The sequence below is a fragment of the Pleionea sp. WD8-19 genome, assembly GCF_055326765.1.
Genome location: NZ_JBUZOU010000026.1, coordinates 15,938 through 37,179, shown reverse-complemented (window position 1 = coordinate 37,179; position 21,242 = coordinate 15,938). Strand labels below are relative to the sequence as shown.

At 43.4% G+C, this 21,242-nt stretch carries 19 protein-coding genes; 6 read left to right on the top strand and 13 right to left on the bottom strand.

Going from position 1 to position 21,242, the window contains the following annotated elements; genetic code table 11:
* The first annotated feature begins 235 nt into the window (after positions 1 to 235).
* Entirely contained in the window at positions 236 to 643 is a 408-nt protein-coding gene (locus tag ACTUJY_RS19855; protein ID WP_463617881.1) for a DUF2784 domain-containing protein, read from the top strand.
* 15 nt (positions 644 to 658) lie between these two features.
* Here the strand turns inward: ACTUJY_RS19855 and ACTUJY_RS19850 are convergent, their stop codons facing one another.
* Positions 659 to 2,014 carry a hypothetical protein gene (locus ACTUJY_RS19850; protein WP_463617880.1) on the bottom strand — a complete coding sequence of 452 codons (1,356 nt, stop codon included), beginning with the start codon at positions 2,012 to 2,014 and terminating at the stop codon, positions 659 to 661.
* A 6-nt stretch (positions 2,015 to 2,020) separates the two neighbouring features.
* On the bottom strand, positions 2,021 to 2,929 hold the full coding sequence (locus ACTUJY_RS19845; RefSeq protein WP_463617879.1) for a permease: 909 nt from the start codon (positions 2,927 to 2,929) through the stop codon (positions 2,021 to 2,023).
* A 117-nt stretch (positions 2,930 to 3,046) separates the two neighbouring features.
* Between ACTUJY_RS19845 and ACTUJY_RS19840 the strand changes: the two genes are divergently transcribed.
* Together ACTUJY_RS19840 and ACTUJY_RS19835 are read left to right on the top strand one after the other, a co-directional pair.
* Complete coding sequence (locus ACTUJY_RS19840; RefSeq protein ID WP_463617878.1) at positions 3,047 to 3,373, top strand: ArsR/SmtB family transcription factor; 327 nt, start codon at positions 3,047 to 3,049, stop codon at positions 3,371 to 3,373.
* Positions 3,374 to 3,533: 160 nt separating this feature from the next.
* Complete coding sequence (locus ACTUJY_RS19835; protein WP_463617877.1) at positions 3,534 to 4,673, top strand: HD-GYP domain-containing protein; 1,140 nt, start codon at positions 3,534 to 3,536, stop codon at positions 4,671 to 4,673.
* Positions 4,674 to 4,757: 84 nt separating this feature from the next.
* Here the strand turns inward: ACTUJY_RS19835 and ACTUJY_RS19830 are convergent, their stop codons facing one another.
* The 11 genes from ACTUJY_RS19830 to ACTUJY_RS19780 form a co-directional block, all read right to left on the bottom strand.
* Positions 4,758 to 6,917 (bottom strand): S46 family peptidase, encoded by a 2,160-nt coding sequence (locus tag ACTUJY_RS19830; RefSeq protein ID WP_463617876.1) that lies wholly within the window; start codon positions 6,915 to 6,917, stop codon positions 4,758 to 4,760.
* Positions 6,918 to 7,005: 88 nt separating this feature from the next.
* Positions 7,006 to 7,662 (bottom strand): CoA transferase subunit B, encoded by a 657-nt coding sequence (locus tag ACTUJY_RS19825; protein WP_463617875.1) that lies wholly within the window; start codon positions 7,660 to 7,662, stop codon positions 7,006 to 7,008.
* A gap of 11 nt (positions 7,663 to 7,673) precedes the next feature.
* On the bottom strand, positions 7,674 to 8,375 hold the full coding sequence (locus tag ACTUJY_RS19820; protein ID WP_463617874.1) for a CoA transferase subunit A: 702 nt from the start codon (positions 8,373 to 8,375) through the stop codon (positions 7,674 to 7,676).
* A 62-nt stretch (positions 8,376 to 8,437) separates the two neighbouring features.
* Complete coding sequence (locus ACTUJY_RS19815; protein WP_463617873.1) at positions 8,438 to 9,334, bottom strand: hydroxymethylglutaryl-CoA lyase; 897 nt, start codon at positions 9,332 to 9,334, stop codon at positions 8,438 to 8,440.
* A gap of 12 nt (positions 9,335 to 9,346) precedes the next feature.
* Complete coding sequence (locus ACTUJY_RS19810) at positions 9,347 to 11,344, bottom strand: acetyl/propionyl/methylcrotonyl-CoA carboxylase subunit alpha (protein ID WP_463617872.1); 1,998 nt, start codon at positions 11,342 to 11,344, stop codon at positions 9,347 to 9,349.
* Positions 11,345 to 11,361: 17 nt separating this feature from the next.
* The gene (locus ACTUJY_RS19805) at positions 11,362 to 12,165 is read right to left on the bottom strand and encodes an enoyl-CoA hydratase/isomerase family protein (RefSeq protein ID WP_463617871.1); all 804 of its coding nucleotides are present in this window, start codon (positions 12,163 to 12,165) and stop codon (positions 11,362 to 11,364) included.
* Positions 12,166 to 12,252: 87 nt separating this feature from the next.
* Complete coding sequence (locus tag ACTUJY_RS19800; RefSeq protein ID WP_463617870.1) at positions 12,253 to 13,860, bottom strand: carboxyl transferase domain-containing protein; 1,608 nt, start codon at positions 13,858 to 13,860, stop codon at positions 12,253 to 12,255.
* A gap of 219 nt (positions 13,861 to 14,079) precedes the next feature.
* Positions 14,080 to 15,216, bottom strand: coding sequence for an acyl-CoA dehydrogenase family protein (locus ACTUJY_RS19795; protein WP_463617869.1), 1,137 nt, complete (start codon positions 15,214 to 15,216; stop codon positions 14,080 to 14,082).
* A gap of 144 nt (positions 15,217 to 15,360) precedes the next feature.
* Positions 15,361 to 16,545: an acetyl-CoA C-acyltransferase gene (locus ACTUJY_RS19790; protein ID WP_463617868.1), complete on the bottom strand. Its 1,185-nt coding sequence runs from the start codon at positions 16,543 to 16,545 to the stop codon at positions 15,361 to 15,363.
* Positions 16,546 to 16,715: 170 nt separating this feature from the next.
* A complete protein-coding gene (locus ACTUJY_RS19785) occupies positions 16,716 to 17,834 on the bottom strand; it encodes an isovaleryl-CoA dehydrogenase (RefSeq protein ID WP_463617882.1) in 1,119 nt (372 codons plus the stop codon).
* A gap of 56 nt (positions 17,835 to 17,890) precedes the next feature.
* The gene (locus ACTUJY_RS19780) at positions 17,891 to 18,307 is read right to left on the bottom strand and encodes a MerR family transcriptional regulator (protein WP_463617867.1); all 417 of its coding nucleotides are present in this window, start codon (positions 18,305 to 18,307) and stop codon (positions 17,891 to 17,893) included.
* Between the two features lie 473 nt (positions 18,308 to 18,780).
* On the opposite strand from ACTUJY_RS19780, the gene rmf reads away from it, so the two are divergent.
* The 3 genes from rmf to ACTUJY_RS19765 all read left to right on the top strand — a co-directional run bounded on the left by rmf (position 18,781) and on the right by ACTUJY_RS19765 (position 21,221).
* Positions 18,781 to 19,080 carry a ribosome modulation factor gene (rmf, locus tag ACTUJY_RS19775; RefSeq protein WP_463617866.1) on the top strand — a complete coding sequence of 100 codons (300 nt, stop codon included), beginning with the start codon at positions 18,781 to 18,783 and terminating at the stop codon, positions 19,078 to 19,080.
* A 248-nt stretch (positions 19,081 to 19,328) separates the two neighbouring features.
* On the top strand, positions 19,329 to 20,357 hold the full coding sequence (nadA, locus tag ACTUJY_RS19770) for a quinolinate synthase NadA (protein WP_463617865.1): 1,029 nt from the start codon (positions 19,329 to 19,331) through the stop codon (positions 20,355 to 20,357).
* A 45-nt stretch (positions 20,358 to 20,402) separates the two neighbouring features.
* Positions 20,403 to 21,221 carry a class I SAM-dependent methyltransferase gene (locus ACTUJY_RS19765; RefSeq protein ID WP_463617864.1) on the top strand — a complete coding sequence of 273 codons (819 nt, stop codon included), beginning with the start codon at positions 20,403 to 20,405 and terminating at the stop codon, positions 21,219 to 21,221.
* The last annotated feature ends 21 nt before the right edge of the window (positions 21,222 to 21,242 follow it).

Below are 21,242 nucleotides of genomic sequence, written 5' to 3'. Positions count from 1 at the left end.
AATGGTTTGCCAGTCAGCTAAGGTTTTTCGGCTCATTGGATATCTCCTGGTAAGTTAATCAGGAGGAAAGAGTAAAGCCCCTTAACGTTGAGCACTAGGTGTGGTTTACTGGACGTTCACAGAGTGATAATGTCGCTTTTGGCCGTTTGCAGAATAAATTGTACGATATAAGTTGTACGATTAGGTCAAACGCTTAATTCGAAAGTGTCCGTTTTAGTATGAGCTACTACAAATAATGAATTCTAATTCGTTCTACTTATTTGCTGCTGATGCGCTATTAATAACACACGTGCTGTTTGTGGCGTTCGTGGTTGTTGGTTTGCTGTTAATTATTGTTGGCAAGTTTTTGTTTTGGGGATGGATTAAAAATCCCTGGTTTCGTTGGGCGCATTTAGCTGCCATTGGTTTTGTTGTAATCCAATCTTGGTTTGGAATGATATGTCCGTTAACTGTTTGGGAGATGTCATTACGGGCAAAAGCCGGTGATGTGGTTTACTCCGGTTCTTTTATTGCGCATTGGCTGCATAAAATTCTATATTTTCAAGCCGAGGAGTGGGTTTTTACTTTGAGTTATTCTCTTTTCGGATTCATCGTCGTACTTAGCTGGTTATTAGTGAAGCCGAATTCGTTTCGAAAAAAATAACTTATTGCGTTTCACTTACTTTATTGCGACAGCGTCAATCAAGCCACTGCCTCGGTGTATTCCAGCTTCTAGTTCGTTACAGGGTTTGCTGCGCAGCAAATAACCTGCATACATCGACTGATCGCCTATCGCAAATATACCCAGCTCAGAAGTTAATGACGGTAAGAACTCTATTTTTCTATTTTTCAATAGCTGTGTTGACGCTTTTCGTATTTTACTGTTAATGCGCTTCATTAATAGCCAGTCATCAAAATGACGACCACTTTGTAAAAATGCTTGCTTAAACTGTTCGTAGGTATCAAACACATTGCCGCCACCTTCGTTTTGATTTTTTGCGATCCAACCATTTTCATTCATTAGCCGTTGCGCTTGGTGCAGTGACTCTAAAGCAACAATAGGGCAAGCGAGCACACGTTTAATGATATCGGCTTCGTTGGGTTTAAATTGGAATTGTTCGATCAGGGCAGAACGTGAAAGTTGGGTGATTTTCATTTGTGCTAACTTACTGGTCGTCAACTGCATAGCGATCGTCGGGCTGACAATCACATCATGCGCTTCAATCCAGCTTCGTAAACTGAGTAATGTGGCGGTTCGATTAGAGTTATCGCGATAATCTGAGAGGTTATAACCACTTCGATAATAGAGTAAATTGATCTCTCCAGTATCCGGAAGACTTAAGCGATGATTTTTCGTTGTTGAAAGTTGTTGATACAAATCCGACAGTGTTTTTCGGTACACTCGCGCACCAAGGCTTTTAAGCTGTTCACTCAATTTAAGTTGATCGTAAATATTGTCTTCATTTTCTTCGACAACAAAAATGATGACGGGATGTTGATGACCCGCATGCTGTTTACTGGCGTCGAACATAGCTTGCGATAAGGATTCGGTCGCTGGGTTCTCAGGGTAAAAGTAATGACTGTTCTGCACCATCGTTTGCTGAATTTTTCCAACAGCTTCACTAAAGGGACCCATTCCCGCTGCGATAGAATTGCTCTCAACTAATCGCCAGTGGCCGTTAATATCGAGCATCATATCGTGCCGAATTAAATCAAGCGATTGCGCTCGCAAGGCACCGATTTTTTCAAGTTTAAAAGACTGTATAAGTTGAGCGGTTAATGATGACGCGCTATTTACTCGGCCAAACGTGTTTGCGATCCAATGGTTATTGTGGCTTAACTTTTGGTATAGCCGAGTTAATAGCCGAGCGGCTTCTACCGCATGTTGCCATTGCTTGTTGGTTATTAACCATGGCTGAAGGGTAATTGGGCAATGTTTGAATTGACCTTTCTCCAACATCCCTAATTGATGTTGGTTTACCTGTTCTATCACTTGAATTGCTTCAATGGTATGTGTGTTGTGCGCTAAATTCATGAGTCTTCACACCATTACGAATTGATTAATTAAAAAGCCGGTGGTGCAGGCTGTAATAAATACCAGCGCGATGAAAGCCAGTAACATTGGAAGCTGGAATAATTTTTTGAGCATAATCATTTCGGGCAAACTGGCTCCTGCTCCTCCAATGGTTAGCGCCATAATTGCTCCTAAACTCACGCCTTTTGCCATGAGCGATGTTGCTACTGGAATCATAGTACTTGCTCGAACATAGAGGAATACCCCAACAATAGCGGCTAAAGGAATCAACCAGAACGGCTCTTTCTCACCCATGCTGCTAAACCAGCTTTCTGGAACAAACCCATGTAAAATGGCTCCTACGGCAATGCCAACGAACATATAGGGTAAAAATCCAAAAAATTGCTTGAAGGCTTCTTTGCTCACGCCTCTCCAGTTTATGGCGTTTTGATGAGGCTCTTTGTCGCTACTTCGGCATTCGGAGCCACAATGGCTGAGTACTTCTGGCTTTATAAATCGTTTAAAGTTTAAAGCATCCAGCAAATAGCCACTGCTGATTGCAAGGCATACAACAGAAAATGCATAAAACAGAGTGATGGTGGGACCAAAGGCTATCCAGCAAAGTCCGGCAAGATAAGGATTTAACAAAGGAGAGGTAAACAAAAATGTCATGGTCGGTCCAAAAGGCGCTTTAGCTTGAATCAATCCGCTCGTCATCGGAAGGGTTGAACAACTGCAAAACGGTGTAAGGGCACCAAGCATAGTGGCTAATAGGTATCCACGATTTCCAGACAAGACGCGTTGTATGCGATCTGCAGGAAGCCATTGGTTAATCAACCCGACCAGAAAACTGATCACCAGAAATAACAAGGTTAATTCTAGGAGGGTACTGATGAAAAACTCGAATGCATTGTTCAGGTTGTTGGAAGTGGACATGCTGCTCTCTTCTATATTTCTAATATGATAGAAATATTATATTTCCAGAATTATCGAATTGTCAAAATATTTCTAGAAAGATAGAATTAAGATACTGAAATTTTAAAAGAGAGCACTATGGAACTGGAGTTGATTGCAAATCGATTGGCCGAGTTAGGACATCCAACTCGGCTGTCGATCTTTAAGTACCTCGTCATGTCTGGAAATCAGGGAGCTCCGGTGGGTGATATTCAGAAATCACTGGATATTCCTGGCTCTACTTTGTCGCATCATATATCGCGTATGGTACAAGTCGGGTTGGTGAAGCAGGAGCGGCAGAGTCGAACATTGTTCTGTATACCGCAATTTCAGGCTTTATCTGAGGTTGTGGATTTTCTGAACGAACAATGTTGTCAAAATGAAAGTTGTCCAGAAAGTGAGTGTGAAGCCCAAGAATGTGAATGAATGAGCGGTAAAATTAACAAGTATTTAGGGTTTTACCTCGACATGCAAGTTGTGTATGGTAAAGATTATATGACATCTCATAAGTCAATTTCATGGCGTTAGGCTGTCGGTCAACTATATTCGTAATAAGAGCGAATAATATTCTATTTAGGCTTTTCTGTTGCAACTTGTAGATATTTCGAAACTTTCATTATCGGTGGGTAAAGAAATTCCTTTTTCATTATATGATGAGAAGGGAAAGTTACTTTTTAAGCAAGGAACAATAATTAAAAATCAATCTCAGGTAGAGCGACTGAATCGACAGGCGTTTTACCGGCAAGACAATCATCCTGCAAAACCCACTTATTTATCCGATCGATCACAAAAAATAATCGAAAATATTCACCCTTTTGCACAGTTGGATTCTATAAATTTACGTTTGCAAAATTTATTGAAATCAATTGAAGAGAGTAGGCCTTCTTCGCATTTAATGTTGGATAAATTGTCCTATGAAATTTATCAAGTGGTGTGTGCTCATCCTGATATTGCTTTAGGTTTCGCGCACTGGCCTTTTCATCAAGACTCAGCCATTCATCAAACGATAGTTAGTTCAATTCTTGCCAGTTTAGCGGCTCAAGCGGTTGGTATGACGGAACCTGAAGTGGTTTGCATGATATCAGGTGCTTTATTGCAGAATGTTTCCTACTGGGCACGGCAAGATGATATTAATGCGCAAGCATCACCGTTAACGGAGCGTCAACGAGAGCATATCGAAAGCCATCCGATGCAATCGGTGGAGATTATTCAAGCCGCTGGCATTCAAAATGAAAACATTGTGAATGCAGTGCTTTACCACCACGAACGGCCCGACGGCAGCGGTTATCCGTATAAGTTAACAGCGGATAAAATTCCTAAAATTGCAAAACTGGTGGGTATTGCTGACAGCTACGCGGCCATGACTTCGAAAAGAGCGTATCGAGAGGCGCTGCCTTCTAAAAAAGCATTGCGAGAAATCTTTTTAATGAATCAGGATCCGGATGCTGTGCTTTATGGAAGCTTTATAAAAGCAATGGGCATTTATCCTCCTGGTACCTTTGTGCTACTAAATAATGGAGAAACGGCCGTCATTGTAAAACGCAATTTAACCAGTACCATTAAGCCTGTTGTTAAAAGTGTGATAAGTCCTAAAGGTGCACGTTACCCTAGGCCGATGCTTCGAGTTTTGGCGGAAACAACGGTTGAAGTGTTTCGTCCGTTAACGGTAAATGAAATTGTGCCAGTGAATTGGTATGACCTATGGGAAATGAAAAGTGAGTCTTAATTTGACTTTATGAATCGGTTTTAAGCCTGCGAGAATTAATTTATAAAAAAACGCCCCGTCTAGGGGCGTTTTTTTAAAAGGCAATTAACGAACAATATCCATTTCTTCAATCAAGTTAGTCGCTTCGTCAACATGTTCCATAACCCATAACATGTATCGTGAATCGACGTGAATCGATCGGTTAAGAGAGGGGTCATAATCCCAATCACCAATAATGCTTTCATAAACACCGTCGAACACTAGGCCAACCAGTTCTGCCTTGTTGTTTAAGGTCGGAGAACCCGAGTTGCCGCCAGTAATATCCAGAGTACCTAGGTAGTTCACCGGTACTGACCCTAGCGATTTATCTTTGTACTTACCATAGTGTTTTTGGTTGATCAGCTCCAGTTGTTTTTTCGGAGAGTTAAAAGGCCAAACTCCGGTATCTTTTTCAGTAATGCCTTCAAGCGTTGTAAACGGGGTAGCGTAAAGTCCGTCTTTAGGACTATAGCCTTTAACATTGCCATAAGTCACACGTAACGTACTATTGGCATCGGCATAAATGGGTAAGTTTTTCGATTTGTTATAAGCGATTATTGCTTCCATGTATTTAGGACGTACGGCATTAAATTGGCCAGACAATTCTTTTTCTTCGGCTTCCATTTTTTGACGAGCGTCAAACGTTTTCACCGAATACTGGATGAAGGGATCGTTACTTTTTTCAAATTCCGCCAGAGGCTTTTCCATCCACTCCAACCGTACTTTTTCGTCGCCTAATTGAGTTTTTTTATACATGCTAGTCAGTTTGCTCTGCAGTTTATCGGCATTGAATCCATCATCTAGGCCGAAAAAGCGATCCAGATCGGCAATACGTTGTTCAGCCGGTAATTGAGCGTATCGGCTTAACAAGTCAAACAACATAGCTTGATCTACTTTTGCGTCGTAACGCCGAGCAATCCGCTGCATGCTTTGCTCAAAGTTTTTCTTATCACGCTCTTGATATCCGCTTTCGCGATCCATATCGTCTTTTTGTTTTTCAACAGCCAGACGATGCAATCTACTAGCTGAATTAAGCATGCTGGAAATGCCCATATACCCTAAAATGGTATCGCGTTTGTCGGCTAATTGAGCTTGTTTGACTAAAGCATCCAACTCTGAAAGGACCGACCCGTATTTTTGTTGACGCTGTTTATCGTCTGCAATCCATTCGCGAAGGTTTTGATCCAGTTGGTCTTTACGTTGTTGAGTTGTTCCTTTGTGATAGCTTTCCATCATACTGCCACGATTTTTTTCGTAGTTGGCTAATCCGGCCAATAAACTTTCGTATTTAATACGCGCATCGCTGCCTTCTTCAGAATGAGTCTTAATTTGCTCAATGAGTGATCCCATTAATTCTTTCGTTAAAGGGTAACTTTCCGTAAAAGTATGTTTAACTTCAGATGCGGTACGGTACCGGTTAGTTCGTCCTGGGTACCCTAAAACCATGATGTAGTCGCCTTCTTTAACGCTTTTTGCGTTCACTTTTAAGTGATGTTTGGGTTGATAAGGTACGTTTTCTTCGTTGAAGTCTGCTGGCTTGCCATCTTTACCAACATAAGCACGATAAAAAGCATAGTCGCCGGTATGGCGAGGCCACATCCAGTTATCGATATCACCACCGTATTTACCGATACTTTTAGCAGGCGCGTGAACCAAACGTACGTCGCGAATTTGAAGTTGTTTAAACAGGTAGTATTCGAGACCACCGTGGAAATTAACAACAGAACACCGATAAGCTTTATCGCTCTCACATTCTGCTACCAACGTTTTTGATTGCTTGTCGATGTGTTGATAACGCTCATTGCCTGTCATTGTGGCATTTAATCCATCAGTGATTTGCGCAGTGACGTTTGTGATGTTTTCTGTGACAAAGATTTTTGAGCCTGGTGCAGCAGGAACTTCGTCTTTAAACGTTTTTGCCAGAAAGCCTTTTTCCAACAAGTTGTTGTCTTCAGTTGAATTGTATTGAATGGAGCCATAGGCACAGTGATGATTGGTAACCACTAGGCCCTTATCTGACACGAAAGAAGCGGTACAACCACCGAGGCTAACAATGGCACCCATTGGGAAACCGGTAAGATCGGTTAAATTTTTCGGATTTAATTTTAATCCGGCTTTTTTTAATTGTTTGGTAATTTCGGGCAATTGATGGGGCTGCCACATGCCTTCATCAGCTACGGAAGCTGTGAATGCGAATATACTGAGTAACGTAAGAAGTTTTTTCATAATAATTGTGCTTTTTAGTTAATGATTTCAGTTAATAAAAATAAAAAATGGCAATCAAATCGATTGCCACAATCAAGTTGTTGACAACTTAGAATTTCATTTCAGGAATATCACCGTCTATCTTCAGTGTACCTGCTGTTTTTTGTTGAATTTCTTCGACGGAAACGCCAGGCGCTCGTTCTAGCAAATGAAACGCGCCGTCTTTGATTTCAATAACGGCAAGGTCAGTAACTATTTTATTGATGCAATGAACACCGGTTAAAGGTAGGGTACATTTGTTCAATAATTTAGAGTTACCGTGCTTGTCAGCGTGCGTCATAGTTACCACGATATTTTGTGCGCCGGCCACCAAATCCATAGCTCCGCCCATACCCTTTACAAGTTTTCCAGGGATCATATAGCTTGCAATATTACCTTCAACATCAACTTCAAAAGCGCCGAGTACCGTTAAGTCAACATGACCACCACGGATCATGGCAAAGCTTTCTGCTGAGTTAAAAATTGCCGCACCGGTTACCGCAGTGACTGTTTCTTTACCGGCGTTAATCATATCCGGATCCACTTGCGCTTCGGTAGGGTAGGGGCCCATTCCTAGTAAGCCATTTTCTGATTGCAGCATCACTTCAATACCTTCCGGTACAAAGTTTGCCACCAGTGTTGGAATACCAATGCCCAGATTGACGTAGTAGCCATCTTTTAATTCACGTGCGACACGCATGGCAATTTGGTCACGAGTTAAAGCCATAAATATTCTCCTTATGAATTGCGCAGTGTCAGACGTTCAATACGTTTCTCAAATTTACCCTGAATCACCCGATCCACGTAAATACCGGGTGTGTGAATTTCAGTTGGTTTGAGTTCACCTGGTTCGACGATTTCTTCGGCTTCAACCACCGTAATTTTGCCGGCGGTAGCCGCCATAGGGTTAAAATTCATGGCCGTATCTCGGTAAATACAATTACCGAAACGATCCGCTTTCCAGGCACGTACAATTGCAAATTCACCCGTTATAGATTCTTCAAGAATGTAATCTCGACCGTTAAATTGTCGTGACTCTTTCCCTTCGGCGACCGGAGTACCAAAACCCGTAGCGGTGTAAAATGCCGGAATTCCAGCACCGCCAGCCCTCATTTTTTCAGCCAGTGTACCTTGTGGCGTTAATTCCACTTCTAACTCTCCGGCAAGAAATTGTCGTTCAAACTCGGCATTTTCACCCACATAAGAGGAGATCATTTTTTTGATTTGCTTGCCTTGCAACAAAATGCCTAATCCAAAATCATCAACACCGCAGTTATTGGATACAAAGGTCAGATTTTTGGTGCCCATTTTTTTGATTTGCGCGATCAAACCTTCTGGAATTCCACATAATCCGAAGCCGCCGGCAATAACGGTCATACCGTCTTCAAGTCCGGCCATTGCATCGTCATAGGTTTTAACCACTTTGTCAAAACCGGCCATATTAGCTCCTTGTACTTGTTATGTTTAAATCAATTGAATTTTTAGTCACTCTAAACTCTTCACTAATCTTGAAGCGCATTCGCTACTTTGGAATTGGGCTTGCGACCTAGCTTTTTGGAAATAAAATGAGCTGTTTCCACCAGCTTATTCAAATCAACTCCGGTTTCTATTCCCATACCATGAAGCATATAAACAACGTCTTCGGTAGCAACATTACCCGACGCACCTTGAGCGTAAGGGCATCCACCCAATCCTGCAACAGAGCTGTCAATCGTACTGATCCCTAATTGTAAACAGGCCAAAATATTACTGAGTGCTTGTCCATAGGTATCGTGAAAATGGATTGCCAGCTTTTCGATGGTAACTTTTTCTGCGACTGTTTGTAACATCACTTGTGCTTTTAATGGCGTACCAACACCAATGGTGTCCCCCAGTGAAACTTCGTAGCAACCCATTTGCATTAGCTGGTCCGTTACTTCGGCAACTTTTTGAACCGATACATTACCTTCATAAGGACAACCCAATACGCAGGAAACATAGCCTCGCACGCGTATTTTATTTTGTATGGCCGCTTTTATCACCGGATCAAACCGCTGCAAACTTTCAGTAATCGAACAATTGATGTTTTTTTGTGAAAAGCTCTCTGACGCGGCGGCAAAAACCGAAACTTCATCAGCGCCAGCAGCCATAGCGGCTTCAAAACCTTTTAAGTTGGGTGTTAATACAGGATATCGAACACCGGCCCTTCGCTGTATTCCGGCCATCACTTTCGCATTATCGGCCATTTGCGGTACCCATTTGGGTGACACAAAACTGGTGGCTTCTACGACACTGAGTCCTGTCGCCGATAATCGATCGATGAGTGCAATTTTATCTTGCGTCTCGATCAGTTGCTTTTCATTTTGCAGCCCGTCGCGCGGACCGACTTCTACCAGTTTTATTTTTTTTGGGTAATTCATAGAGCGCTCTAGTTATTCGGCTTCAAAAATGACCAGCTCTGCGCCTTCTTCCACTAAGTCGCCTTCCTGATAAAAAAGTTCGGACACGATACCATCCGCGGGGGCCTTAATAGTGTGCTCCATTTTCATCGCTTCCATTACGAGCAGTGCTTGACCCGCTTCTACTTTGTCTCCAGTATTGACCATTACCGAAATGATAGTCCCAGGCATAGGTGCAGATAAATTCGAGTGATTGTCTTGCTCGATATCGGTTAAACCTTCTATTTTAACTTCGAGTTGATAATTACTGCCTTTTAAAAATAGATTAATGATGGAGTTTTCATCAACAACCGTCGCTGTAAACTGTTCGCCTTCTAGGTTCACATTAAGTTGTTTTTCGTTAAGTGTTCCGGAGACTCGGTGTTCACCGTCTTGTAACTCAACCAAAAAACTGTGATCTCGAAAATGTACCGTTACCGGATATTCCAAGCGATGCTCAGCTTCAATTAATGTGATTTTATGGAAGTTGTCTTCATTCAATCTCCATCCATTGACACTGTCCCAAGGCGAATAAGGATCCGCATCATCTGCCGTATAATGATCACCAAAATCTTTTTGTTTTAACATTAAGTACAGTGCAGCAACACTCAGTACTTGATCGTTGATTGTTGCTTTGTCCGCAAATAATTCATCTTGATAGCGCGTAATAAAATTGGTATCGAGATCGGCCTGATTGAAGCCATCATGCGCGGCTAACTGATAAAGAAATTCAAGATTGGTTTTTAATCCCACTATTTGGTACTCAGACAACGCGCTACGCAATCGGGCGAGTGCGGTGTTACGATCTTTATCCCAAACGATAAGTTTAGCGATCATGGGATCGTAGTGAATGGAAACTTCGTCACCTTGTTGGATCCCGGTATCAATACGTACATGGTCGTTTGCTAATGGTGTTGCAAGATGAGTCAACTTTCCAGTGGCGGGTAAAAAGTTTTGGTCGGGATCTTCCGCGTAAATACGAGCCTCAAATGCATGGCCGTTAATTGTCAGTGCTTGTTGAGCGTGTGGCAAAGGCTCATCATTGGCCACGCGCAATTGCCATTCGACTAAATCTTGTCCGGTGATCATTTCGGTAACCGGATGTTCTACTTGCAGTCGGGTATTCATTTCCATAAAGAAAAAAGAATCGTCTACATCTAATAAGAATTCTACCGTACCCGCACCTTGATATCCGATTGCTTTTGCCGCTTTAATTGCAACTTCACCCATTTTTTGTCGGAGTGTTTCGCTGAGTCCGGGGGCAGGTGCTTCTTCAATGACTTTTTGATGCCGTCGTTGCACTGAGCAATCACGTTCAAACAAATGCACTGCGTTACCATGGTTGTCGGCAAACACCTGAATTTCGACATGACGGGGTTTGGTTAAATATTTTTCAACCAAAACTTTGTCATCGCCAAAGGAAGAAAGCGCTTCTCGTTTACAGGAGGTTAGCGCGTCTTCAAAGTCATCGTGTTTTTCAACAATGCGCATGCCTTTACCGCCGCCACCAGCCGTTGCTTTAATCAACACCGGATAACCAATAGCAAAGGCCTGCGACTTTAAATAGTCACTGTCTTGATTTTCACCATGGTAACCAGGAACGAGTGGAACTTGCGCTTTTTCCATGATTTCTTTTGCGGCACTTTTGGAACCCATCGCTTCTATGGCGGACGCAGGAGGGCCAATAAAAACAATTTGTTGTTCGACACAGGCTTTTGCAAACGCAGAATTTTCCGACAGAAAGCCGTAACCAGGATGAATGGCTTTGGCTCCCGATTTCTTTGCAATGTTGATGATTAATTCACTTTTTAAATAACTGTTTTTGGCAGGTGCGGGACCTAGGTACCAGGCCTCGTCCGCCAACTTGACATGCATCGCGTGCTGATCGGCATCTGAATAAACGGCGACGGTTTTGATCCCCATTTTTTTTGCTGTTTTAATCACACGACAGGCAATTTCACCGCGATTGGCAATGAGTATTTTATCGAACATGTTGAGTTCCGTAGTTGCTATTCTTTTTCAGTGGTTATCCAACTGGGTGAGCGCTTTTCGAGAAATGCACTGACACCTTCTTTACCTTCTTTCGAAGCGCGAATGTCTGAAATTTTTTGTGCCGTTTCGCGAATCAACTCTTCGTTGTATGGGTTGTTGTCTATAAAGTTAATCAGATTTTTTGCTGCTTGTATGGCTTCGGGCCCATTTTGTAGCACAGTGCCAATAAATTCATTGGTGTAGTTGTCAAACTCATCAACGGGAATAACTTGATGCACTAGACCGATACGCTGCGCTGTTTCAGCATCAAAACGCTCGGCGCTGATAAAGTAACGGCTGGCCTGTCGCTTACCTATGGCTTTGATCACATATGGGCTGATCACTGAGGGAATCAGTCCGAGTTTAACTTCCGATAAACTAAACGAAGCTTTTTCACTGGCTAGGGCGATATCACAACCGGCTACAAGACCCACACCACCACCAAAAGCAGCCCCTTGAACAACTGCAATTGTGGGCTTTGAAAATTGATAAAGCGTTTGCATGAGTGTTGCCAGTGCAAGCGAATCTTGATAATTCTCTGCCCAACTGTAGTCGGCCATGCGGCGCATCCAGTTAAGGTCGGCACCTGCAGAAAAGCTTTTGCCTTCCGCTTTTAATACCACCAGCCGCACCTTAGGGTGTTCTTGCATTTTTTGTAACGCTCGAGTGAGGTCTTTGATCAAGTTGTCATCAAACGCGTTATGCACTTCGGGACGGTTTAATATAATAACACCTGCTCCCTGGGCGGTAACTTCCAGTTTCAATGCTTTTGCTTCACTCACCGGTTTGTCTCCTGTTATTCGTTGATTATCTGGGACTCGATCTTGTACTTTGTAACAACTCCTTAACGATGTTGCAAAACCTGATTTCTACATCCGGAATACACCAAATTGAGTGTTTTCCTGAGGGGCATTCAGTGACATCGATAATCCTAAACCTAACACCATGCGAGTATCGGCCGGATCAATGATGCCATCGTCCCACAGTCGCGCAGAAGCGTAATAGGGGTGTCCTTGAGTTTCGTATTGTTCTTGTATTGGTGTTTTAAATTCTGCTTCCTCTTTCGCAGACCATTCAATGCCTTTTCGATCAAAGTTGTCGCGTTTAACCTGAGCCAAAACATTGGCTGCTTGTTCTCCACCCATAACCGAGATGCGGGCATTAGGCCACATCCATAAAAAACGAGGGCTGTAAGCTCGACCACACATACCGTAATTACCCGCTCCAAAACTGCCGCCAACTATTACGGTAAATTTAGGCACTTTAGCACATGCAACGGCCATCACCATTTTGGCTCCGTTTTTTGCGATGCCGCTGTTTTCGTATTTTTTACCCACCATAAAGCCGGTGATGTTTTGTAAAAATACTAAGGGAATATTGCGCTGCGTACAAAGCTCAATAAAATGTGCGCCTTTTAATGCCGATTCGTTAAATAAAATACCGTTGTTGGCAATAATACCGACGGGATAACCCCATATTTTTGCAAATCCGCAAATCAGAGTATTTCCGTAAAGCGGTTTAAACTCATCCAGTTCCGAACCATCAACCACGCGCGCAATGATTTCGCGAATATCGTAGGGTTTTCGAGTATCTTGAGGAACCACACCGTAAATTTCTTCAACAGGATACGCAGGATCGAGTGGTTTACTAACCGGCCAATGCGATTGTTTTTTGTGGTTTAAGTTTGCTACGACACGGCGGCATATTTGTAGCGCGTGCTCATCGTTATTGGCGTAATGGTCGGTCACGCCGGAAGTTTTGCAGTGAACATCGGCTCCACCAAGCTCTTCGGCGGTGACAACTTCACCCGTCGCTGCTTTTACCAAAGGTGGGCCACCGAGAAAAATGGTTCCTTGTTCTTTTACGATAATGCTTTCATCGGCCATGGCCGGAACATAAGCGCCACCTGCGGTGCAACTGCCCATTACCACGGCAATTTGAGGAATGCCTTTAGCCGATAAGTTGGCTTGGTTGAAAAAGATACGTCCAAAATGTTCTTTATCGGGAAAAACTTGATCTTGTTGCGGTAGGTTAGCGCCGCCAGAGTCCACAAGATAAATACAGGGCAAATGATTTTCTTCGGCGACTTCTTGAGCGCGTAAATGTTTCTTAACGGTTTCGGGGAAATAAGTGCCGCCTTTCACCGTAGCATCGTTGGCAACAATCATGCATTCGATACCGCTTACACGACCAATACCGGTAATGATGCCAGCCGCGGGAACGTCATTGTTGTACATATCGTAGGCTGCAAATTGAGACAACTCGAGAAAAGGGGAGCCAACATCGAGCAGCTTACGTACGCGATCACGAGGCAGTAATTTTCCACGACTTAAATGCTTTTGGTTACGTTCATCGCCTCCGCCTTGTGCTATGACGGCCATTTTGTCGCGTAAATCATCAACCAGCCCATTCATATGATCGGCATTGGCTTTAAACTCGGCGCTTCGCGCATTAATGCTTGATTTTATCACCGGCATGATTGGATTCCGTTATTTTGTTTTTTTGTTCAAATTTGTTTCAAATCAGTTACGAGATTCGAGTATAAAAAGCGTCTAGTTTCACTCGAAAAGAAAAATAAGATCTCATAATCTTTTCGCAACTCGCAACTCGCAACTCGCAACTCGCAACTCGCAACTCGCAACTCGCAACTCGCAACTCGCAACTCGCAACTCGCAACTCGCAACTCGCAATTGATACTATTCGTTTTCAACCGCGCGACTGATTACCATTTTTTGTACTTCGCTGGTACCTTCATAAATTTGGCAAATACGAACATCGCGATAATATTTTTCAACGGGAAAGTCAGTCAAATATCCATAGCCGCCATGAATTTGAATCGCTTCGGAGCAAACCCGCTCTGCCATTTCAGAAGCAAAAAGTTTTGCCATGGAAGCTTCTTTCAGGCAAGGCAATTTTTGATCTTTTAATTGTGCGGCATGCAATATGAGTTGACGAGCAGCTTCAATTTGTGTCGCCATTTCGGCTAATTTAAAAGCAATGGCCTGATGTTTTATTAAAGGCTTTCCAAAACTGGTACGTTCTTTTGCATAAGCGGTTGCTGCTTCCAATGCAGCGCGTGCTATGCCAACGCATTGTGAAGCGACACCTACGCGACCACCTTCAAGGTTCGAGAGGGCAATTTTGTAGCCTTCACCTTCGGCACCCAGCCGATAACTTTCGGGGATGCGGCAATCTTCAAAAATAATTTGTGCCGTATCGGATGCGTGTTGTCCCATTTTATGCTCAATATTGGTGACAATGTAGCCGGGCGTATTGGTCGGAATGATAAATGCGCTGATGCCTTTCTTGCCCGCTTCGGGGTCGGTAACCGCAAACACAATAGCAATATCGGCGTGTTTACCGGAAGTAATGAACTGTTTTACGCCGTTCAAGACATAGTGATCGCCGTCGCGAACTGCTTTGGTTTTTAAATCGGACGCATCACTTCCTGCATGGGGTTCCGTTAAGCAAAAGGCTGCAAGTTGTTCACCAGATGCAAGCGGCTTTAAGAACTTTTCTTTTTGCTCTTCGTTGCCAAACTGGTAAATTGGCATGGCGCCTACTGAATTAGTGACACTAACGATGGTTGAACAAGCGGCATCGCCAACCGCAATTTCTTCAATGACCAATGCGGCCGAAGTGTAACCAATGTCGCAGCCTCCCCATTGTTCCGGAATAAGCATTCCGTAAAAGCCCAGTTCGGCAAGACCTTTTAAAGCTTCGGCAGGAAATATTTTTTCCTGATCCCATTTAGCGGCATGGGGCTTAATGCATTCTTCGACGTATTGTCGAGCTGCGTCACGGATCATGTTTTGTTCTTCAGTAAGGATCATCGGGTTACTGTGCCTTTACGTTTTGCTTTGAATTAAAAACTACTTTGAAATTGATAGTACTTTGGCTTTTGCTGTCGTTTTTCAAACAAGCGATATTCAAACAAGAGTATCCCTTCTCAAGCAAATGAGAAGGGAAGTTGAATGTTATACCAACTCTACCGCTAATGCCGTTGCTTCACCACCTCCGATACAAAGTGATGCGACACCTCGTTTTTTGCCATAACGTTTTAAAGCTTCAATTAAGGTTACAACAATACGCGTTCCTGAACATCCGATAGGATGCCCTAAAGCACAGGCGCCACCGTGAACATTGACTTTTTCGTGGTCCAACTCAAGATCTTTGATGGCTGCCATGGCCACAACAGCGAAGGCTTCATTGATTTCAAACAAATCCACGTCTTTATTCGACCAGCCCGTTTTTTCATAGAGTGATTTGATTGCGCCAACCGGTGCAATGGTAAATTCAGCCGGAATACGCGAATGTGTCGCATGACCTAGAATCTTTGCAATCGGTTTTAAGCCGCGTTTTTCTGCTTCGGATTGTCGCATCATGACTACCGCGGCGGCGCCATCGGATATAGAGCTCGCATTAGCTGCCGTTACCGTACCGTCTTTTTTAAACGCAGGACGAAGTTGTGGAATTTTATCGAGGCGCGCTTTCATGGGTTGTTCGTCTGTATCGACCGTGAAGTCGCCTTTACGTGATTGGATCACAACCGGAGAAATTTCATCTTTGAAAGCACCGTCTTCAATGGCTTTTTGTGCACGTTTTAATGAAGTGATCGCAAATTCATCTTGTTGCTCTCGAGTAAAGCCGTATTTTTCTACCGTTTGCTCGGCATAAACTCCCATCGCTTGTCCTTCATAGGCATCTTCTAGACCATCGAAAGCCATATGGTCTAACACTTTACCGTGTCCGAAGCGATAACCGTTACGAGCTCGATCCAACATATACGGAGCATTGGTCATGCTTTCCATTCCACCGGCAACCATAATGTCGTTGGTTCCGGCGGAAAGTAAATCGTGTGCCAACATCATGGATTTCATGCCTGAGCCGCACACTTTATTGATGGTGGTGCATCCAGCGGAAGTGGGAATACCAGCAGCCAAAGATGCTTGACGAGCGGGCGCCTGTCCGAGTCCTGCCGGAAGCACACAACCCATGATCACTTCCTGGACATCATCGCTTTTAATTCCGGCGCGCTCTACGGCGGCGGCAATAGCATTGGCGCCTAATTCAGGTGCTTTTACATCTGAAAAGGCTCCCATAAAGCCACCCATTGGAGTACGTGCTAATCCTACGATTACAATTGGATCACTGCTGCTCATTGTATTTGGTCCTTACCGTTTTTGAGCTTGAAGGCTTTTACATAATGAGTCTGCAAACAAGCTCGAGTTCATATTGAAAACTTTGTTGGTTTACTGTACTTAAAATAACAGCATCATGCGCTGCAACAAATCGGACTTTCCAAGAAGATTATTTTAATAATCTCAAGGTGTTATGAGGTTTCTTTAAATAACTCTCGACCGATCAACATACGACGTATTTCAGATGTACCCGCGCCAATTTCATAGAGTTTGGCATCGCGCAATAAACGACCGGTGGGGTATTCATTGATATAACCATTACCACCCAACAATTGAATGGCATCGAGCGCCATTTGCGTTGCTTTTTCGGCGGCGTATAAGATAACACCGGCAGCATCTTTACGGGTTGTTTCACCCCGATCACAGGCTTTTGCAACCGCATAAACGTAGGCTTTACAGGCATTCAGAGTGGTATACATGTCGGCAATTTTGCCTTGTATCAGCTGAAACTCTCCAATGGCTTGTCCAAACTGCTTACGCTCGTGAATATAAGGCACAACGACATCCATACACGCTTGCATGATGCCGAGTGGTCCAGCAGACAAAACCAACCGTTCATAGTCAAGACCACTCATGAGTACTTTGACCCCCTGGTTGAGCTCACCAAGAATGTTTTCTTTCGGTACTTCGCAATCTTCAAACACCAGTTCGCAAGTATTCGAGCCGCGCATCCCCAGTTTGTCGAGCTTTTGAGCGGTGGAAAAACCTTTCATTGATTTTTCAATGATGAAGGCGGTGATCCCTCGTGCGCCAGCATTCGGATCGGTTTTGGCGTAAACGATTAACACATCGGCGTCCGGACCGTTGGTGATCCACATTTTGTTGCCGTTAAGTAAATAGTGTTCGCCTTTGTCTTCGGCTTTCAAACGCATGCTGACGACATCAGACCCTGCACCAGGTTCACTCATCGCCAGAGCGCCGATATGTTCACCGCTGCACAGTTTGGGCAAGTATTTGAGCTTTTGTTCGTGGCTACCGTTTTTACGCAACTGATTCAGGCATAAATTAGAGTGAGCGCCGTAAGACAAGCCAATGGATGCAGAGCCACGTGAGATTTCTTCCATAGCCACTACGTGTTCCAAATAGCCTAAACCTGATCCGCCGTACTCTTCTTCTACTGTCATACCTAGCAAACCCAATTCACCGAACTTTGGCCAGAGTTCATTAGGAAAGGTATTTTTTTCGTCAATTTCGGTAGCGATGGGGGCGATGTTTTTTTCAGTGAAACCTTGAACCGTTTCTCGGATCATGTCGGCCGTTTCACCCAGATCAAAATTTAAACTTGGAAACATTTTGCTCTTCCTTATCAGTTATCACTGATATCAGTAGTGGTCTTTGTTTTATTTGTGTTTTTGCTCGTAATTCGCTTTTCCAAATCGGCAATTTCATCAAGCATGGAATTAATGTCTTTAAGTTGTTGCTGAAGTTGTTTTTTTCGTAACTCTATTTTGGATAACAAAAATTCAGTTTGCTTTTCTTCACCGTGAGGAAATTGATAGAGATCGATGATTTCTTTAATTTCGGCCAGAGAAAATCCAATGCGCTTTCCGCGCAATATCAGTTGAAGGCGAGTGCGATTTTTATGGGAGTAGACTCGATAGGTGCCTTTGCGCTCTGGTTGAATTAAACCATAGTCTTCATAGTGGCGAATTGAGCGTGTCGTAATATCGAACGCTTTCGCCAACTCGCTAATTGTATAGGTTTTAACCTTGTCATCGTTCATGCAATCTATTCTAAGACAACCTTTACGTTAACGTAAAGGTTAAACGGAGAGAAGATCGTGATATCCGACCTGATTTTGTGCAAAGCACTAAGAAAGACTGATCGCAACCTGTCTAATTGAGGAAAATTTATCAGCGGTTATAAGTAAAAACGGATGTGCTATGTGCTTGATCTTTGGTTACTTATGTCATTTCTAGTTAATATTTTTTACAAAAATGCATCGAAAATGAACTATTTTCTAAATTGTGGTTGAAAAGTCTTTTGGTTGCCCCTAACTTATTGATATATAAGTAGTAAAAGTTGATATTTGAAGATGAGAGGTCAGGCGAATGATCACACTCCCTAGAAACTTCAGGAATTTTTATAGCGAATTTTTATTGGAGTTAGAGGTCAATACCTTCTAAGTTCATACTATATGTGGATGTAAGGTTTTGCTGTGCCTCCATCATGGGTGAGAAGTGAACGAGCTCGCCAATGAATTCGGTGCAAATGCCCTTACATCCGCACCAACTCTGCCGAACGCATTCTTGTTTGGCAACAGTACAGAAAGTTGTTGTACTGACACAGTTATATCGTCAACGAAAGAGGGGAAGCCTATCTATGAAAAGACAAAAGCGTGACCGTCTGGAAAGAGCACATTCTCGTGGTTATCAAGCTGGACTCGTAGGAAAGTCGAGGGAAAATTGTCCTTACACCACTCTAGATGCAAAGGAACATTGGCTGGGCGGTTGGCGTGAAGCAAGGTCTGAAGTAGGGAGTGGTTTATTCGGATAACAATTCCCATATTATTTAAATTCTGACAGATCCATGCCTTTGGGCATGCCTATGACGATCCATTCGGTCGTCCTACCCCGCGAAAACGCGGGGTTTTTATGTTTTGTGATTTTTTAAAATGGTTTCTTGAGAGCGACTGGATCGTGCGAAAGCAAAAAACGGTGTGAAATTAGGTAAAATCGAAAATTAAACAAAACAGCTAAGGAAAGGTATAATACCCGGATTCATGAATGTTCCGGACACTTCGGATGAATGCAGTAGTACCACAAATTAATATAGAAGTTCCTTTACCTGTTCCCCCTAAAGTATTGAGTGAGCAGGAAAAAAATGCCTATCGAACGATCATCAAAGAGCAGCTGGTCAAGCATAATGCGGTGTTAATCGCTCATTATTATACCGATCACGAAATACAATCGTTAGCGGAAGACAGCGGTGGTTTTGTAGGCGACTCTCTGGAAATGGCCAAGTTTGGCGCTAAGCACGACGCACAAACGTTGATCATTGCAGGGGTTAAGTTTATGGGCGAAACCGCGAAAATTTTAAGTCCTGAAAAACGCGTGGTCATGCCTACATTGGAAGCAACCTGTTCGCTTGACTTAGGGTGTCCTGCGGACGCATTTGCAGAGTTTTGTGATCAACACCCGGATCGTACCGTCGTCGTTTATGCCAATACTTCTGCAGCGGTTAAAGCGCGTGCTGATTGGGTGATCACCAGTTCAATTGCCGTTGATGTCGTCGAATACCTAGACTCAAAAGGCGAAAAATTGATTTGGGCACCTGACCGCCATCTCGGTCGTTACATCCAGCAAAAATCGGGTGCAGACATGGTGCTTTGGCAAGGGCACTGCATCGTGCATGATGAGTTTAAATTTAAAGCTTTGGAGCAAACCAAAGCATTGCATCCCGATGCGGCTGTGCTGGTTCATCCTGAGTCGCCAGAAAGCGTTATTCAACTGGCTGATGTGGTCGGCTCAACATCTCAATTAATAAAAGCTGCGCAATCTTTACCGCATAAAAAAGTGATTGTGGCAACGGATCGCGGCATTTTTTACAAGATGCAACAAGCCGCGCCAGATAAAGAGCTCATCATTGCGCCCACTGCTGGAGAAGGAGCCACGTGCCGTAGTTGTGCGCATTGTCCTTGGATGAAAATGAACGTATTGGAAAATCTATCTACTGTTTTTGAACGCAGCGACGTTGACATTGAAGTGGATCCTAAAATAGCTGAAAAAGCTCTGATACCTTTAACGCGAATGGTGGAGTTTGTTAACCGGTAACCCACCACCTTTATTCATACAATAAACCCACAGGAGAAAAACAAAATGAAGAAGTCTCTTGGACAGTTAGCGTGCGTTGTTTTGACATTGACTTTGTCGAGTACGCTCGTTGCAACACCCCTTCAAAAAGTCATTGACGGCGAGCACCGAAAAGCGCAGCGAGAGTCTCGTGATCAATTTCGCAACCCGGCTCAAACGCTTGAGTTTTTTGGTTTTCAACCGAATATGACGGTTGTTGAGGTTTGGCCTGGCGGTGGCTGGTACACCGACATTCTGGCACCAGCATTAAAGGAAAACGGAAAGTTTATTGCTGCACATTTCGATTCAGAGTCTAAAGTTGGTTACTTTCAAAAATCGTTAGCCAAGTATAAAGAAAAAATAAAAGACACATCGACTTATGGCAACGTGGAGTTAACTGAATTTCAGCCGCCAGAAAAGTTGGCCATTGCTCAACCCAATAGTGCAGATATGGTGTTAACGTTTCGCAATGTACATAATTGGTATATGAACGGCGATGAAGCTGGGGTAAAAAAAGCATTTGAAGGATTTTATACAGCATTAAAGCCTGGCGGCATTCTTGGCGTTGTCGAGCATCGATTACCTGAGAACAAATCGCAACCGGATAACAAACGATCGGGATATATGAAGCAAAGTTTGGTGATCCAATGGGCAGAACAAGCGGGCTTTAAACTGGCTGCTACATCCGAAATTAATGCCAACAGTAAAGACAATGCGGATCATCCAAAAGGCGTGTGGACGCTTCCACCAACGTTTGCAGCAGGCGAAGAAAACAAAGAGAAGTATCGAGCGATTGGTGAAAGTGATCGCATGACGCTTAAGTTTGTTAAGCCGGTGGCAAAATAAAAAAACGTAAAATCCGGTTTT